Genomic DNA, 15,405 nt, shown 5'->3' on the forward strand with positions numbered 1-15,405 from the left:
GCGTGCCGGCCGCGGAAGCGTCGGCGCTCGCCGCCCGCCTCACCGGACGGCTCGTCCGCGAGCCGCACGACGGGGTCGTCGGGCCCGGCCCGCCCGGCGACGACCGGGCGGGTGGCCCGCTCCGCCTTGGCCCGGTACTGGGCGGCGTCGGCGAGCCGGAAGAGCCGGCGGGCCGAGCGTACGGTCCCGATCGGGTCCTCGGTGGAGGCGACTCCGCAGGCCACACCGTCCCCGAGTTCCAACTCGGCCGCCCTGCGGCACAGTTCACCGGCCGCCTTCACCACCTGGTCCGCGGGCGGCCCGACCGCCAGCAGGCAGAACTCGTCCCCGCCGAGCCGCGCGGCCAGCGCCCCCGGCAGCATCGCCCCGCACAGCGACAGCACCGAGCCGAACCGCTCCAGCAGCCGGTCGCCGGCCGCGTGCCCGTGGGTGTCGTTGACCCGCTTGAGCCCGTTCAGGTCGCAGACGACGAGGCTGACGACGGCCCCGTCCCTGCGGTGCCGCTCAATGGCCTGTTCCAGGCGTACGTCGACGGCTCGGCGGTTGGCGAGTCCGGTGAGGGAGTCGGTGAAGGCGAGCCGCCGGGCCTCTTCGAGCCGCTCGGTCTGGGCGATGCCGGCGGCCACGACGGAGGCCAGGACGGTGGCGAAGTCGGCGTCGGCCCGTCCGAAGACGGGCTCCCCGACCGGCCGGGCGACGTACAGCTCGCCCCAGGCCCGGCCGTGCAGCACGATGGGCGCGACGACGCAGCAGCCGCGGCCGCGGCGGCGCAGGGCGGCGACCCGCTGGTGGCAGTAGCCGGGCTGCCCGGCGGCGGGGCCCTGGGCGGTCTCCACCCACGCGTCGGGCTCACCGCCGCCGGCCCACTGCTCGTGCAGGAACTCGGTGATCTCGGCGAACTGGTGCACCGGGTAGGACTCGTCCTCCGGAAACTCCTCCTCGCCCTCGGCCAGCTCACCGACGTTCACGAGGACCTTCAGCCGCCCGAGCTCCCGCTCCCACACCGACAGCGCGGCGAAGCTGCCGCCGAGCGCCCGGCACGCCCCCGACGCCGCCGCACGCCATGCCTCGCGCAACCCGTGCGCGGCCGCCATCCCCTGAGCCAACGCGACGACGGCCGCCAGCCGTCTGTCCTCACCCATTACCCCAGGCTAGGTAGTTTTCGGCCAAACCGTTCTGTTGACGGGGCGAACGGGGAGGGCGAGGGTTCACACGGAACACCGGCCGTTCACAGCCCTCGGACAGCTCCCGGACAGCTCCCGGACTTGCTCCCGGACAGCTCCCGGCAGCGACGCTCCCGCCCACCCGTGCCACCCTCCGGGCCACTCGCGGCCGGGCCGTCCTCGGATCGCCCCGATTACCGCTCCACCGCCCTCCTGGCCACTGCGCCCACCGGCCTCCGGACCCGCACCGGCCACCGCGCTGCCGACGTCGACCGTTACTACCCGGGCCCGTCCTGGCCACCGGCCTCCGAACCCCCGCCAACCACCGCCCCACCAACCACCGCCCCACCGACCCCGGCCACCACTGCCCGGGCCGCTCCCCCCCTCCCCCCCACCACCCCGTCCGCCTCGGCCGTTGCCGCCCGGGCCGCTTCCGGCCACCGCCCTCCGGCCGCTCTCCCTCGCCGCTGCCCAGAAGGCCGCTACTCCCCCGGCCACTCCGGCTTGCGTCGTTCGTTGAAGGCCGCGACGCCCTCCGCCCGGTCACCGGAGAACGCCGTGGTCCGCCACGCCGCGTCCTCGACCTCCAGCCCGGCCCGCAGATCCAGCCCCTGCCCCAGCCGCAGCGCCCGCTTCGCGGCCCGCAGCCCCACCGGCGAGTTCCCGGCGATCCGGGTGGCCAGCGCCAGGGCCTCCTCCCGGTCCCGTCCCTCCTCCACCACCCGGTCCACGAGCCCCAGCTCCCCGGCCTCCGCGGCCTCCACCCGCCGCGCGGAGAAGATCAGCTCAGCCGCCCGGGCCGCCCCCACCCGCCGCGGCAGCAGCTGCGTCCCGCCGCCCCCGGGGATGACTCCGACCGACACCTCCGGCAGCCCCACCACCGCGGTCCGGTCCGCCACGATCACGTCACACGCCAGCGCCAGCTCGAACCCGCCGCCCAGCGCGAACCCGTGCACCGCCGCCACCGTCGGCACCGGCAGCTCCAGCACCCCGGTGTACGCCGCGCGGGTCACGGGCCGCTGCCGCAGCAGATCCGCGTCACTGAACGAGTTCCGCTCCTTCAGGTCGGCCCCCACGCAGAAGGCCCGCTCGTGCGTCGAGGTCAGGACGACCGCCCGCACCTCCCGGTCCTCCCCCAGCGCCGCGCACGCCCCGGAAAGGGACCGCGCCATCTCGGTCGACACCGCGTTCATGGCCTTGGGGCGGTCGAGGACGAGCTCCGCGACATGCCCCTGCCCGTGCCGCCGCACCAGCACGAACTCCCCGAACCGTTCCTCACTCATGACACCCTCCGGTTAACGCGGGTTAACACAAACCGACGCCCAGATCATCGCAGCCGCACCCCGCCGACGAAAGAGCGGACGCGCCCGGTTCCCTCTCCCCTTGCGTCCACCCGTTCGAGTGACATCACCCCAACTCCACCCCGACCGCACCAAGCGAGCGCATAACGTGCGTCCGCCATGGCGCACAGGGGGCGCGTGCGCATCGGGGAGGAACCGTGATGACGACGAACACGCCGGCGAGGCCGCAGCAGGACACGACGGCCGCGCGGCGACGCCGACCGCTGCCGGTCGCGCCCCACGAGCCGGCCCCGGCGGAAACCGGCCCCCTCACCCCGCGCCCCCGGGGCCGGCACCGCAAACCCCGCCCCCGCAAGGTCCTGCTCGCCGCCGGCGGCCTCGCCCTGGCCGCGGGCGCCCTGAGCCTCGTACGCCTGACCTCGGGAACCGGCCCGGACGTCGGCGTCGGCGCCGTCGAGGCCGAGCCCCGCCCGGACCCGGTCGTCTCCGGCACGGACGAGACCCCCGGCACGGCGGCGGCCCGGCCGGACACGCCCGAGGCGGGCCCTTCGTCGCCCACCGCCCTCGGCGGCCTCACCCCGTCACCGGTCACCAGGGGGGCGGGGCAGGCCCCGTCCGCCCCGGCCGGGGATTCCGGACGGACAACCGGCACACCCACCGCCCCCGAGCCCGGCACCCCGCCCCGCCCCGCCCCGGCGAATCCCCCGGCCAACCCGGCCCAGCCGCCCCGGGACGACGCACCCCGCCCGGCCCCGACCGCACCCACGCCCCCGAGCCGGACCGCGCCCACCCCGGCACCCGGTCCCGGCGAGCCGGACGAGCCGCGGAAACCACACACGCCACGGGACCCCGGCCTGTGCGTGCCGATCATCGGCCTGTGCGTGGACTCACCCGTCGACCGCCGCTGACGACGCGCCGACGGCACACCGGGGAGCGGCTACGGCGCCGCGTCCCGCCGCGTGAGCAGCCACGGCTCCACGACGCCCAGTCCACGCACCGGCCGCTGCCACATCGGCTGCAGCGCGAACCGGTAGACGGGCGGCTCCTCGCCCTCCTTCTCCGCCGCCGCGGCCTCCTCGGCCGCCTCCGCCTCGGAGGCCGGGGCGTCCTGCGTGCGGATCAGCTCCTCGGCGAACGCGGTGTCGACGAGGACGGCGTCCTTCGGAGCTATCGAGGTGAGCCGGGACGCCAGGTTCACGGTCGTACCGAAGACATCGCCCATTCGGGTGGTCACGGTGCCGAACGCCATGCCGACGCGCAGCTCCGGCATGGTCTCGTCGTGCGCCATGGTCTCGATCAGCCGCAGCGCGATCTCGGCGGCCGTGCCGGCGTCGTCGGCGGCGTACAGCACCTCGTCGCCGAGGGTCTTGATCAGCCGTCCGCCGTTGGCGGCCACCAGGTCGGCGGCCGTCGTCTCGAAGGCCTCGACCAGTTCGCCGAGCTCCTCCTCCTCCATCCGGCGGGTCAGCCGCGTGAAGCCGACCAGGTCGGCGAAGCCGACGGCCAGCCGCCGGTCGACCATCTCCTCGTCGTCGGCGGCCTGCACGACCCGTCCGGCCGAGGCGGCGAGCTGGCGGCGCCAGACGTAGACCAGGAACTCCTCCAGCTCGGGCAGGAGCAGCTCGACGATCGGATACGTCACCTCGGTGCGCGTCATGCCCGGCTCGGGCGGCTCGGTCAGGCCCTCCAGGAAGGAGTCGATCTGCCACTCGGCGAGCCGCGCGGTGGTCTGTCCGGTGGAGCGGGCCACCTGGACGGCCATCGCCTCGCTCAGCAGCCCGGCCTCGACGAGACCGGCCAGGCGCCGCAGGGCCAGGACGTCCGCCTCCGTGAGGGCCCTGGCCTGCCCGATGTCGGCGAAGCCCATCGCCCGCCAGAAGCGGGAGGCCAGTTCCATGGAGACGCCGGCGCTGCGGGCCGCCTGGAACGGGGTGTAGCGGCGCTCGGCGCCCAGGATGAGCTGTTCCAGCCGCAGGGCGAGCGGATCCTCGCCGGGGTCGGCGCCCTGCGCGTCCGTGCCGGAGCCCGAGTCGTCGACGGTCACGCGTGCTGCCCTTCCGATCTGTCACGGTCATGTATCGACCGGCCTCAACTCTACGGCAGGTGTGCGCCAGCTCACTCCGTCGGTTCTGCCGACGGGTGAGGTGCCGGGCGCCGTCCGGGTGCACGGTGTCTCCCGCCGCCCCCAGGGGGCTCCGCCCCCGGACCCCCGATCGGGCTGAACGTCTCGTCGTCCTCGATCGCCGGACGGGCTGGAGACACCTGGCCGGCCGCTTCGCCTCAAGCAGGCCGCAAGTGCACGATGTCCCCCGCCCCGACCGGCTCCTGCACCCCCTCCCCCGTGGCCAGCACCAACCGCCCGTCCCCGTCCACCGCGACTGCTTCCCCCACCACCGCCCGATCCCCCGGCAGCTCCGCCCGCACCACCCTCCCGAGCGTCGCGCATCCGGCGGCATACGCCTCCTGCAGCCCGCTCACGCTCGGGTCGCCCCCGGCCGCGCGCCACTTCCCGTACCACTCCTCCAGGGAACGGAGCACGCCCCGCAGCAGTGGATCCCGGTCCGTGCTCACGGCCCCGGCCAGCGCCAGCGACCCGGCCGTCGGCACGGGCAGCTCGTCCGCCCTCAGCGTGACGTTGATGCCGACCCCGATGACGACCCCGTCGTCACCGGCCCGCTCGGCGAGGATCCCGCCGGCCTTGCGTTCCTCTCCCCCGACGGTGACCAGCAGGTCGTTCGGCCACTTCAGCGCCGTGTCGACACCCGCCGCCCGAGCCAGCCCCGTCGCCACCGCCACGCCCGTGAGCAGCGGCAGCCAGCCCCACCGCGCCACCGGCACCTCGGCCGGGGTGAGCAGGACGGAGAAGAACAGGCCCGAGCGCGGCGGCGCGGTCCACTGGCGGTCCAGGCGCCCGCGCCCGGCCGTCTGCTCCTCGGCGACCAGCACGGCCCCCTCCACGGCCTTACTCCCGGCCGCCCGGGCGACCAGGTCGGAGTTGGTCGAGCCGGTGCGCTGGACGACCTCCACCCGCGACCACAGCCCTCCCTCCCGCACCAGACCCCGGCGCAGGGCGGTGACGTTGAGGGGCGGCCGGTCCAGGTCGGACCAGCGGCTCCCGTTCGGCTCTGATGCATCTCGCGGCGTCATGCAAGCCACCCTAGGTGTGGTAAACGCCGCACTGCCGATGTGGAGGGCCCCCACTACTCTACGGATGAGTAACCGTCCCCCCTTTTGAGCAGGCAGGGAGCCGCATCCCGATGTCCGAGCCGGAAGAGCAGCAGCAGCCTGACATTCACACGACCGCGGGCAAACTCGCGGATCTGAAGCGCCGCATCGATGAGGCGACGCACGCCGGCTCCGCACGCGCCGTCGAGAAGCAGCACGCCAAGGGCAAACTGACGGCCCGTGAGCGGATCGAGCTCCTGCTCGACGAGGGCTCGTTCGTCGAGCTCGACGAGTTCGCCCGGCACCGCTCCACCCACTTCGGCCTCGACAAGAACCGCCCCTACGGCGACGGCGTCGTCACCGGGTACGGCACCGTCGACGGCCGCCCGGTCGCCGTGTTCTCGCAGGACTTCACCGTCTTCGGCGGGGCGCTGGGCGAGGTCTACGGGCAGAAGATCGTCAAGGTCATGGACTTCGCGCTGAAGACCGGCTGCCCGGTCATCGGCATCAACGACTCCGGCGGCGCCCGCATCCAGGAGGGCGTGGCCTCCCTCGGCGCCTACGGCGAGATCTTCCGCCGCAACACCCACGCCTCCGGCGTCATCCCGCAGATCAGCCTGGTCGTCGGGCCGTGCGCGGGCGGCGCGGTCTACTCCCCGGCCATCACCGACTTCACGGTCATGGTCGACCAGACCTCGCACATGTTCATCACCGGACCCGACGTCATCAAGACGGTCACCGGCGAGGACGTCGGCTTCGAGGAGCTGGGCGGCGCCCGGACCCACAACGCCACCTCCGGCGTGGCCCACCACATGGCGGGCGACGAGAAGGACGCGATCGAGTACATCAAGCAGCTGCTGTCGTACCTGCCGTCCAACAACCTCTCCGAGCCGCCCGCCTTCCCCGAGGAGGCGGACCTGGAGGTCACGGACGAGGACCGCGAGCTGGACGTGATCGTCCCGGACAGCGCGAACCAGCCCTACGACATGCACACGGTGATCGAGCACGTCCTGGACGACGCCGAGTTCTTCGAGACGCAGCCGCTGTACGCGCCGAACATCGTCACGGGCTTCGGCCGGGTCGAGGGCCGGCCGGTCGGCGTCGTCGCCAACCAGCCGATGCAGTTCGCCGGCTGCCTGGACATCAAGGCCAGTGAGAAGGCGGCCCGCTTCGTGCGGACCTGCGACGCCTTCAACGTCCCGGTGCTGACCTTCGTCGACGTCCCCGGCTTCCTGCCCGGCGTCGACCAGGAGCACGACGGCATCATCCGCCGCGGCGCCAAGCTGATCTACGCCTACGCCGAGGCGACCGTCCCGCTCATCACGGTCATCACCCGCAAGGCCTTCGGCGGCGCCTACGACGTCATGGGCTCCAAGCACCTGGGCGCCGACCTCAACCTGGCCTGGCCCACCGCGCAGATCGCCGTGATGGGCGCCCAGGGCGCGGTCAACATCCTGCACCGCCGCACCCTCGCCGAGGCCGAGGCGAACGGCGAGGACCTGGAGGCGGTCCGCGCCCGGCTGATCCAGGAGTACGAGGACACCCTCCTCAACCCCTACGTCGCGGCCGAGCGCGGCTACGTCGACGCCGTGATCCTGCCGTCCGAGACCCGCCGGCACGTCGTACGGGGTCTGCGTCAACTGCGCACGAAGCGGGAATCCCTGCCTCCGAAGAAGCACGGCAACATCCCCCTCTAGCCACCAGGAGCCCATATGACGATCAAGGTCGTACGGGGCAACCCGACCCCGGAGGAGCTGGCCGCCGCCCTGGCGGTGGTCCGGGCCCGCGCCGCCGCGGCGGCTGCCACGCCGCCCGGCGCGCCGACGCCCCGCGACTCCTGGTCCGACCCGTCCCGCATCGCCGCCCACCGCCTGCCCCAGCCGGGGCCGACGGCGTGGGGCCGCACGTACTGGCCGGGCTAGGGCTCTCGCCCCCCCGGGGCGCGGGGAACCGCGCACGGCGGGACGACGCGGGGCGCCGATCTGAGTACCGCTACTCAGGCGCCCCGCCCCGCCAGGCCGCACGCTGGACTCATGCTGTGGTCCGACCCCGAGAACGAACCGCCCGAGGAACTGCGCGACATGCAGGACATGCTGCGGCGGCTGAGCGTTCTCCTGGCCTCGGCCATGGTGCTGGTGATGCTAGTGATCGGCGTGAGGTGAGCGGGCGCCGTGCCGCCGATACGCTGAACGCATGACAGACCAGCCGCGCCGCCGACTCGTTCTCGCCTCCCAGTCCCCCGCCCGGCTCGGCCTGCTCCGCCAGGCCGGCCTCGCCCCCGAGGTGATCGTGAGCGGCGTCGACGAGGACGCCGTCACCGCCCCCACCCCCGCCGAACTGGCGCTCGCCCTCGCCGAGGCGAAGGCATCCGTCGTGGCGGCCCGCCCGGACGTCAAGGGCGCCCTGGTGATCGGCTGCGACTCCGTGCTCGACCTGGACGGCCGGGCCCTCGGCAAGCCCGCGGACGCCGAGGAGGCCACCGCCCGCTGGAAGGCGATGCGCGGCCGCGCCGGCACCCTGCAGACCGGCCACTGCGTCTACGACACGCTCACCGGCCGGTACGTCTCCGCCACCGCGTCGACCGTCGTCCACTTCGGCGAGCCCACGGACGAGGAGATCGCCGCCTACGTGGCCTCCGGCGAACCCCTCTACGTCGCCGGGGCGTTCACCCTGGACGGCCGCTCGGCCCCGTTCATCGACGGCATCGACGGCGACCACGGCAACGTCATCGGCATCAGCCTGCCCCTGGTCCGGCGGCTCCTGGCCGAACTGGGCGTCGGCATCACGGAGTTGTGGGCGCCGGCGGAGAGGTGACCTGGGGCCCGCCGCCGCCCGCCCCGCCCCGGGGCGCCGCGTCGGCGGGCTCGGCGGGACGGTCGTAGGTCATCAGCAGGAGCACGATCAGGGCGAACACCAGCACCATGAGCAGGAACGCCGGCCAGCCGACGAGCCCCCAGGTGAAGGCGCCCAGCAGTGCGTGCACGACGGCCGCGCTGATCAGCAGCACACGTCCGAAGCCCGCCGGGGGCCGGTCGCGCACCGCCACGAGCAGGGCGACCAGGCCGCACAGCGCGAAGTAGAGGCCGAAGGCGATCCCGCCGATCTTCGACGACACCGACATCATGTGCGGGTCCAGCCCGGCCAGCGACATGTCCTGCCGGTCGACGACGACCCCCAGGAACCAGTTGAGCGCCGCGACGCCGAACGCCTCGGCGAACAGCACCACCGCCACGACCCACGCCACCGGCCTGCGCACCACCGCGCCCACCCTCTTCCGTTCGGGACAGCGCGAAGGCTACTCACCGGTAAACCCGGGGACAAGGGTCCGGTGACGGGCAAAGAATCATTGGGCCATTCGTAGGGACTCCACAAAGAAACGGAGTGGCCCGCAGCACGTGATGACAGAGACCTTGACCACAGGGGACGGCTAGGGTTTCCCGGAGGAGCACTGCGTTCTGCGGTGCGACAAGGGATTTCGCGGGTCGAGCGGGCCTCGCATCACGCTCCGTGTGGGCAAGCTCACCACTGGGGACGGGTCGAAGTGCCGTGTCGGCAGTCCCTAAACTCGGCTTGTTTCAAGGAGGGAGCCTCAATCGTGCGCAAGGTGCTCATCGCCAACCGTGGCGAAATCGCTGTCCGCGTGGCCCGGGCCTGCCGGGACGCCGGGATCGCGAGCGTGGCCGTCTACGCCGACCCGGACCGGGACGCTCTGCATGTCCGCGCCGCGGATGAGGCGTTCGCCCTGGGCGGTGACACCCCGGGAACCAGCTACCTCGACATCGAGAAGGTGCTGAAGGCCGCCCGGGAGTCCGGCGCGGACGCGATCCACCCCGGCTACGGCTTCCTCTCCGAGAACGCCGAGTTCGCCCAGGCGGTCCTGGACGCGGGCCTGATCTGGATCGGCCCGCCGCCGCAGGCCATCCGCGACCTCGGCGACAAGGTCGCCGCCCGGCACATCGCGCAGCGCGCGGGCGCCCCGCTCGTGGCGGGCACGCCCGACCCGGTGTCCGGCGCCGACGAGGTCGTCGCCTTCGCCGAGGAGCACGGGCTGCCGATCGCCATCAAGGCCGCGTTCGGCGGCGGCGGCCGCGGTCTGAAGGTCGCGCGCACGCTGGAGGAGGTCCCGGAGCTGTACGACTCGGCCGTCCGGGAGGCCGTGGCGGCCTTCGGCCGCGGCGAGTGCTTCGTCGAGCGCTACCTGGACAAGCCCCGGCACGTCGAGACCCAGTGCCTGGCCGACCGGCACGGCAACGTGGTGGTCGTCTCCACCCGTGACTGCTCCCTGCAGCGCCGCCACCAGAAGCTGGTCGAGGAGGCCCCCGCGCCGTTCCTCTCCGAGGACCAGGTCGCCCAGCTGTACCGCGCGTCGAAGGCGATCCTGAAGGAGGCCGGCTACGTCGGCGCCGGCACGGTCGAGTTCCTCGTCGGCAACGACGGCACGATCTCCTTCCTGGAGGTCAACACCCGTCTGCAGGTGGAGCACCCGGTCACCGAGGAGGTCGCCGGCATCGACCTGGTGCGCGAGATGTTCCGCATCGCCGACGGCGAGGAGCTCGGCTACGACGACCCGCCGCTGCGCGGTCACTCGTTCGAGTTCCGCATCAACGGCGAGGACCCGGGCCGCAACTTCCTGCCGGCACCCGGCACGGTCACGACGTTCGCCCCGCCGTCCGGCCCGGGCGTGCGCCTGGACGCGGGCGTGGAGTCCGGCTCGGTCATCGGCCCGGCGTGGGACTCCCTGCTGGCGAAGCTGATCGTCACGGGCCGCACGCGCAAGGAGGCCCTGGAGCGGGCCGCTCGTGCGCTGGAGGAGTTCCAGGTCGAGGGCATGGCCACGGCGATCCCGTTCCACCGCGCGGTGGTGAAGGACCCGGCGTTCGCGCCCGAGCTCACCGGTTCGGCCGATCCGTTCACGGTCCACACCCGCTGGATCGAGACGGAGTTCGTCAACGAGATCAAGCCCTTCACCGCGCCGGCCGACGCCGAGGCGGACGAGGAGCCGGGCCGCGAGACGGTGGTCGTCGAGGTCGGCGGCAAGCGGCTGGAGGTCTCGCTCCCGTCCTCGCTGGGCATGTCCCTGGCCCGCACGGGCCTCGCGGCGGGCGCCAAGCCCAAGCGCCGCGCGGCGAAGAAGTCGGGCCCCGTCGCCTCCGGTGACACGCTCGCCTCGCCGATGCAGGGCACGATCGTCAAGGTCGCGGTCGAGGAGGGCCAGGAGGTCAAGGAAGGTGACCTGGTCGTCGTCCTGGAGGCCATGAAGATGGAGCAGCCTCTCAACGCCCACAAGTCCGGCACGATCAAGGGCCTGTCGGCGGAGATCGGCGGGTCGGTGACGTCGGGCGCGGCGATCTGCGAGATCAAGGACTGACCGCTCCACCGCATCACCCACCGGCGCGGCCCCGGGTCGGGGCCGCGCCGGTGGGTGTCCGTCCCCGGAACGGCGCGATGGACCCCCTCACCGACTGACTGGCGTCGACGCGCCAACCGCTGCGGGCGGACACCCCCCGACACGTCCCCTTGCGTCGTCCGGCGGCCGCGGGTCCGCTCAGCCGCGGGCAATCGTGCCGCGGAAGGCGGCAGGGTGGGCGCGGCGGCATCCCGCACCGCCGGGCTGCGGACCCACCCGGCCCCGGCACCACGCCGGGTATCCGGCAAACCCGCAGCCGCTCGACACCGCCGGCCGTCAACGCCGCCGCAGATCCGCCACCCGCGCTCGCTCCGACCCCTGCTCCCCGAGCATCGAGGTGGACCGCAAGCCGCCGTTCCCGCCCCCCGGCACCTGCCGCCGGGGCCCGGGCAGCGGCACATCCCGGCGCTGCCCACGTGCCGGGACGGCATCACCCCCCGGGCCCGCAGACCCCGCGGAACCACCCTGCCCGCCGGCCACGGCGATCTGCACGCCCTGGTCTGCCAGCGCCTGGAGCTCCGTGGCCGCTCGCTCGTCATGGGCGGGCGGTTCGTCCGTCACGAGGCGCGTGATGAGGTCCGTCGGCACGGTCTGGAACATCGTGTCCGTCCCGAGCTTGGTGTGGTCCGCGAGGACCACGACCTCCGCGGCGGCCTGCACCAGCGCCCGGTCTACGGACGCCGACAGCATGTTGGACGTGGACAGCCCCCGCTCGGCGGTCAGCCCTGCCCCGGAGAGGAAGGCCCGGGACACGCGCAGCCCGTGCAGGGACTGCTCCGCCCCGCTGCCCACCAGGGCGTAGTTCGAACCGCGGAGCGTACCGCCGGTCATCACGACCTCGACCCGGTTGGCGTGGGCCAGGGCCTGCGCCACGAGCAGCGAGTTGGTGACGACGGTCAGGCCGGGCACCCGGGCGAGCCGGCGGGCCAGCTCCTGGGTCGTCGTACCCGCCCCGACCACGATCGCCTCCCCCTCTTCCACGAGATTCGCGGCGAGGTCGGCGATGGCGGTCTTCTCGGCGGTCGCGAGATGGGACTTCTGCGGAAAGCCGGACTCCCGCGTGAAACCGCCCGGCAGTACCGCACCGCCGTGCCGGCGGTCGAGGAGTCCTTCTGCCTCCAGCGCGCGCACGTCCCGCCGTACGGTCACTTCGGAGGTCTGGACGACGCGGGCGAGCTCACGGAGCGACACGGCCCCGTTCGCTCGCACCATTTCGAGGATCAATTGGCGACGTTCTGCAGCGAACACGAAACTGACAGTAACGCCAGCGACCGTCTGCTTTCAGCAGTTTGCGCTGAATAGCAGAAGATGTTCGCACCGAGCACCGGGAAGTGGTATAGGACCCGGTCGCCCCGCCTATGCCGCACGCATGGTCGAACACTCCCCGTGACCAGGGAGGAGCCGGTTTCGGCCTCAGCCGTCGCCGTTCATCTTCCGGGTGTGCAACTGCCGTGCCACCTCGGCGATCGAGCCCGACAGGGAGGGGTAGACGGTGAAGGCGTTCGCGATCTGTTCGACCGTCAGATTGTTGTCGACCGCGATCGAGATGGGGTGGATCAGTTCCGAGGCGCGCGGCGCCACGACCACGCCACCGACCACGATGCCCGTGCCCGGGCGGCAGAAGATCTTGACGAAGCCGTCGCGGATGCCCTGCATCTTGGCGCGCGGGTTGCGCAGCAGCGGCAGCTTCACGGCCCGGGCGTCGATCTTCCCGGCGTCGACGTCGGCCTGGGTGTAGCCGACGGTGGCGATCTCCGGGTCGGTGAAGACGTTCGACGAGACGGTCTTCAGGTTCAGCGGGGCCACGGCGTCGCCCAGGAAGTGGTACATGGCGATGCGTCCCTGCATGGCGGCCACGGACGCGAGGGCGAACACCCCGGTCACGTCGCCGGCCGCGTACACGCCGGGAGCGGTCGTGCGCGAGACCTTGTCGGTCCAGATGTGACCGGACTCGCGCAGCCGGACCCCGGCCTCCTCCAGCCCCATGCCGGAGCTGTTCGGAACCGCGCCGACGGCCATGAGGCAGTGCGACCCGGTGATGACCCGCCCGTCGGAGAGGGTCACCTCGACCCGGTCCCCGACCCGCTTCGCGGACTGCGCCCGGGTGCGTCCCATGACGTTCATGCCGCGCCGCCGGAAGACCTCCTCCAGCACGGCGGCCGCGTCCGGGTCCTCACCCGGCAGCACCCGGTCCCGCGACGACACGAGCGTCACCTTCGAGCCGAGCGCCTGGTAGGCACCGGCGAACTCGGCGCCGGTCACACCCGACCCGACCACGATCAGCTCCTCGGGGAGCTCGTCGAGGTCGTACACCTGGGTCCAGTTCAGGATCCGCTCGCCGTCGGGCTGGGCGTCGGGCAGCTCGCGGGGATGCCCACCGGTGGCGATGAGCACGGCATCCGCCGTCAGGGTCTCCTCGGTCCCGTCGGCGGCGCGCACCACGACCTTGCGCGACCCGTCGAGCGCCTGCATGCCCTCCAACCGCCCGCGCCCGCGCAGGACACGCGCCCCGGCACGGGTCACGGAGGCGGTGATGTCGTGGGACTGGGCGAGCGCCAGCCGCTTCACGCGCCGGTTGACCTTGCCCAGGTCGACACCGACGACCCGGGCGGCCTGCTCGATGTGCGGGGTGTCGTCGGCGACGATGATGCCCAGCTCCTGGTAGGAGGAGTCGAAGGTGGTCATCACCTCGGCCGTGGCGATCAGAGTCTTCGACGGCACGCAGTCGGTGAGCACCGACGCCCCGCCGAGGCCGTCCTGGTCGACGACGGTCACCTCCGCGCCGAGTTGGGCGGCCACCAGGGCCGCTTCGTATCCGCCGGGTCCGCCACCGATGATCACGATCCGAGTCACGTACTCCATTGTCCCGCACCCCCCGGCGAGGCACCGCCCCGGGGCGGCTCTGTTACGCGAGTGACGCCGTTCGGCCTGCCGTACGCTCTCCCCATGTCGCTCTACGCCGCGTACGCCGGCAACCTCGACGCGCGGCTGATGTCCCGCCGCGCCCCGCACTCGCCGCTGCGCGCCACCGGCTGGCTGAACGGATGGCGACTGACCTTCGGCGGCGAGCACATGGGCTGGGAGGGCGCCCTGCCGACGATCGTGGAGGACCCCCTCTGCCAGGTCTTCGTCGCGCTCTACGACATCGCCCCGATGGACGAGGAGTCGCTGGACCGCTGGGAGGGCGTGGCCCTCGACATCTACCGCCGCACGCGCGTCCGGGTGCACACCCTGGACGGTGAGGAGTCCGCCTGGGCCTTCACCCTGAACGCGTACGAGGGCGGCCTGCCCTCCGCCCGCTACCTGGGCGAGATCGCCGACGCGGCGGAGTCGGCCGGCGCCCCGCACGACTACGTGATGGAACTCCGCAAGCGCCCCTGCTGAGGAACCGCCTCGTCGGAAACGACAAGACAACGATCGCCACCCCGTCAGCTCCACCATCTACGCGCGTAGGCAATCACCGGCTACCCTCGTCGGCGTGAACGCATCTCTTCTTCCGGACGACATCCAGGGCGACCCCCACGCGGCCGCCGACGCCGCCGCGGCCCGCCTGCGCGAACTCACGGGCGCCGAGACCCACGACGTCGCCCTCGTGATGGGCTCCGGCTGGGCCCCGGCCGTCGACGCCCTGGGTGCCCCCGAGGCCGAGTTCCAGGTCACCGAACTGCCCGGCTTCCCGCCGCCGGCGGTCGAGGGGCACGGCGGCAAGATCCGCTCCTACCGGATCGGCAACAAGCGCGCCCTGGTCTTCCTGGGCCGTACGCACTACTACGAGGGCCGCGGGGTCGCCGCCGTCGCCCACGGCGTCCGCACCGCCGTGTCGGCCGGCTGCAAGACGATCGTCCTGACCAACGGCTGCGGCGGCCTGCGCGAGGGCATGCGCCCCGGCCAGCCGGTCCTGATCAGCGACCACATCAACCTCACCGCCACCTCCCCCATCATCGGCGCCAACTTCGTCGACCTCACCGACCTGTACTCCCCGCGCCTGCGCGCCCTGTGCAAGGAGGTCGACCCCACGCTGGAGGAGGGCGTCTACGCCCAGTTCCCCGGCCCCCACTACGAGACGCCGGCCGAGATCCGCATGGCCCGTGTCATCGGCGCGGACCTGGTGGGCATGTCGACGGTCCTGGAAGCGATCGCCGCACGCGAGGCGGGCGCGGAGGTCCTCGGCATCTCCCTGGTGACGAACCTCGCCGCCGGCATGACGGGCGAGCCCCTCAACCACGAGGAGGTCCTCCAGGCGGGCCGCGACTCCGCCACCCGCATGGGCTCCCTGCTCGCCCAGGTCCTGGGCCGCCTGTAAGACACACGGCGCGGCGGGGGTGCGCCCCAGCGGCACGCCTGCCCGCAGCCGGGGCCGGACGCGCCC

Annotated in this window: 15 protein-coding genes; 8 read left to right on the top strand and 7 right to left on the bottom strand. The window is 73.1% G+C overall.

The features are described 5' to 3' along the window. Together RIN80_RS21740 and RIN80_RS21745 are read right to left on the bottom strand one after the other, a co-directional pair. A partial coding sequence (locus RIN80_RS21740) for a diguanylate cyclase domain-containing protein (protein ID WP_309097305.1) occupies positions 1–1,142 on the bottom strand: 1,142 nt, incomplete at its 3' end. 503 nt (positions 1,143–1,645) lie between these two features. Continuing rightward, positions 1,646–2,446: an enoyl-CoA hydratase-related protein gene (locus RIN80_RS21745; protein WP_309097306.1), complete on the bottom strand. Its 801-nt coding sequence runs from the start codon at positions 2,444–2,446 to the stop codon at positions 1,646–1,648. Between the two features lie 218 nt (positions 2,447–2,664). Here RIN80_RS21745 and RIN80_RS21750 point away from each other — a divergent pair, with 218 nt between their 5' ends. Beyond that, the gene (locus RIN80_RS21750; RefSeq protein ID WP_309097307.1) at positions 2,665–3,372 is read left to right on the top strand and encodes a hypothetical protein; all 708 of its coding nucleotides are present in this window, start codon (positions 2,665–2,667) and stop codon (positions 3,370–3,372) included. Between the two features lie 29 nt (positions 3,373–3,401). Here the strand turns inward: RIN80_RS21750 and RIN80_RS21755 are convergent, their stop codons facing one another. After that, positions 3,402–4,508 carry an adenylate/guanylate cyclase domain-containing protein gene (locus tag RIN80_RS21755; RefSeq protein WP_309097308.1) on the bottom strand — a complete coding sequence of 369 codons (1,107 nt, stop codon included), beginning with the start codon at positions 4,506–4,508 and terminating at the stop codon, positions 3,402–3,404. A gap of 236 nt (positions 4,509–4,744) precedes the next feature. Then, positions 4,745–5,611 (bottom strand): biotin--[acetyl-CoA-carboxylase] ligase, encoded by an 867-nt coding sequence (locus RIN80_RS21760; protein ID WP_309097309.1) that lies wholly within the window; start codon positions 5,609–5,611, stop codon positions 4,745–4,747. A gap of 110 nt (positions 5,612–5,721) precedes the next feature. Between RIN80_RS21760 and RIN80_RS21765 the strand changes: the two genes are divergently transcribed. The 4 genes from RIN80_RS21765 to RIN80_RS21780 all read left to right on the top strand — a co-directional run bounded on the left by RIN80_RS21765 (position 5,722) and on the right by RIN80_RS21780 (position 8,443). After that, entirely contained in the window at positions 5,722–7,326 is a 1,605-nt protein-coding gene (locus tag RIN80_RS21765; RefSeq protein WP_309097310.1) for an acyl-CoA carboxylase subunit beta, read from the top strand. A 15-nt stretch (positions 7,327–7,341) separates the two neighbouring features. Next, positions 7,342–7,551 (top strand): acyl-CoA carboxylase epsilon subunit, encoded by a 210-nt coding sequence (locus RIN80_RS21770; protein ID WP_309097311.1) that lies wholly within the window; start codon positions 7,342–7,344, stop codon positions 7,549–7,551. A gap of 111 nt (positions 7,552–7,662) precedes the next feature. Next, complete coding sequence (gene mmpB / locus RIN80_RS21775; protein WP_309097312.1) at positions 7,663–7,791, top strand: morphogenic membrane protein MmpB; 129 nt, start codon at positions 7,663–7,665, stop codon at positions 7,789–7,791. 31 nt (positions 7,792–7,822) lie between these two features. Further along, on the top strand, positions 7,823–8,443 hold the full coding sequence (locus RIN80_RS21780) for a nucleoside triphosphate pyrophosphatase (protein ID WP_309097313.1): 621 nt from the start codon (positions 7,823–7,825) through the stop codon (positions 8,441–8,443). On the opposite strand, the gene RIN80_RS21785 is transcribed toward RIN80_RS21780, so the two are convergent. Next, entirely contained in the window at positions 8,412–8,888 is a 477-nt protein-coding gene (locus RIN80_RS21785; protein WP_309097314.1) for a hypothetical protein, read from the bottom strand. The genes RIN80_RS21780 and RIN80_RS21785 overlap by 32 nt on opposite strands. Before the next feature lie 336 nt (positions 8,889–9,224). Between RIN80_RS21785 and RIN80_RS21790 the strand changes: the two genes are divergently transcribed. After that, entirely contained in the window at positions 9,225–10,997 is a 1,773-nt protein-coding gene (locus tag RIN80_RS21790) for a biotin carboxylase N-terminal domain-containing protein (protein ID WP_309097315.1), read from the top strand. A gap of 315 nt (positions 10,998–11,312) precedes the next feature. On the opposite strand, the gene RIN80_RS21795 is transcribed toward RIN80_RS21790, so the two are convergent. Both RIN80_RS21795 and RIN80_RS21800 read right to left on the bottom strand, forming a co-directional pair. Further along, positions 11,313–12,284 carry a DeoR/GlpR family DNA-binding transcription regulator gene (locus tag RIN80_RS21795; RefSeq protein WP_309097316.1) on the bottom strand — a complete coding sequence of 324 codons (972 nt, stop codon included), beginning with the start codon at positions 12,282–12,284 and terminating at the stop codon, positions 11,313–11,315. A 165-nt stretch (positions 12,285–12,449) separates the two neighbouring features. Continuing rightward, the gene (locus tag RIN80_RS21800) at positions 12,450–13,898 is read right to left on the bottom strand and encodes an NAD(P)H-quinone dehydrogenase (RefSeq protein ID WP_309097317.1); all 1,449 of its coding nucleotides are present in this window, start codon (positions 13,896–13,898) and stop codon (positions 12,450–12,452) included. A gap of 84 nt (positions 13,899–13,982) precedes the next feature. On the opposite strand from RIN80_RS21800, the gene RIN80_RS21805 reads away from it, so the two are divergent. Next, complete coding sequence (locus tag RIN80_RS21805) at positions 13,983–14,420, top strand: gamma-glutamylcyclotransferase (RefSeq protein ID WP_309097318.1); 438 nt, start codon at positions 13,983–13,985, stop codon at positions 14,418–14,420. Between the two features lie 94 nt (positions 14,421–14,514). After that, complete coding sequence (locus tag RIN80_RS21810; RefSeq protein WP_309097319.1) at positions 14,515–15,339, top strand: purine-nucleoside phosphorylase; 825 nt, start codon at positions 14,515–14,517, stop codon at positions 15,337–15,339. Positions 15,340–15,405 lie beyond the last annotated feature (66 nt).

The organism is Streptomyces sp., from assembly GCF_031181705.1.
Classification (GTDB): domain Bacteria; phylum Actinomycetota; class Actinomycetes; order Streptomycetales; family Streptomycetaceae; genus Streptomyces.

Coding starts and splice junctions, on each gene's coding strand:
- RIN80_RS21745 (WP_309097306.1), bottom strand. CDS start 2,446: ATGAGTGAGGAACGGTTCGGGGAGTTCGTGCTGGTGCGGCGGCACGGG.
- RIN80_RS21750 (WP_309097307.1), top strand. CDS start 2,665: ATGACGACGAACACGCCGGCGAGGCCGCAGCAGGACACGACGGCCGCG.
- RIN80_RS21760 (WP_309097309.1), bottom strand. CDS start 5,611: ATGACGCCGCGAGATGCATCAGAGCCGAACGGGAGCCGCTGGTCCGAC.
- RIN80_RS21765 (WP_309097310.1), top strand. CDS start 5,722: ATGTCCGAGCCGGAAGAGCAGCAGCAGCCTGACATTCACACGACCGCG.
- RIN80_RS21770 (WP_309097311.1), top strand. CDS start 7,342: ATGACGATCAAGGTCGTACGGGGCAACCCGACCCCGGAGGAGCTGGCC.
- mmpB (WP_309097312.1), top strand. CDS start 7,663: ATGCTGTGGTCCGACCCCGAGAACGAACCGCCCGAGGAACTGCGCGAC.
- RIN80_RS21780 (WP_309097313.1), top strand. CDS start 7,823: ATGACAGACCAGCCGCGCCGCCGACTCGTTCTCGCCTCCCAGTCCCCC.
- RIN80_RS21800 (WP_309097317.1), bottom strand. CDS start 13,898: ATGGAGTACGTGACTCGGATCGTGATCATCGGTGGCGGACCCGGCGGA.
- RIN80_RS21805 (WP_309097318.1), top strand. CDS start 13,983: ATGTCGCTCTACGCCGCGTACGCCGGCAACCTCGACGCGCGGCTGATG.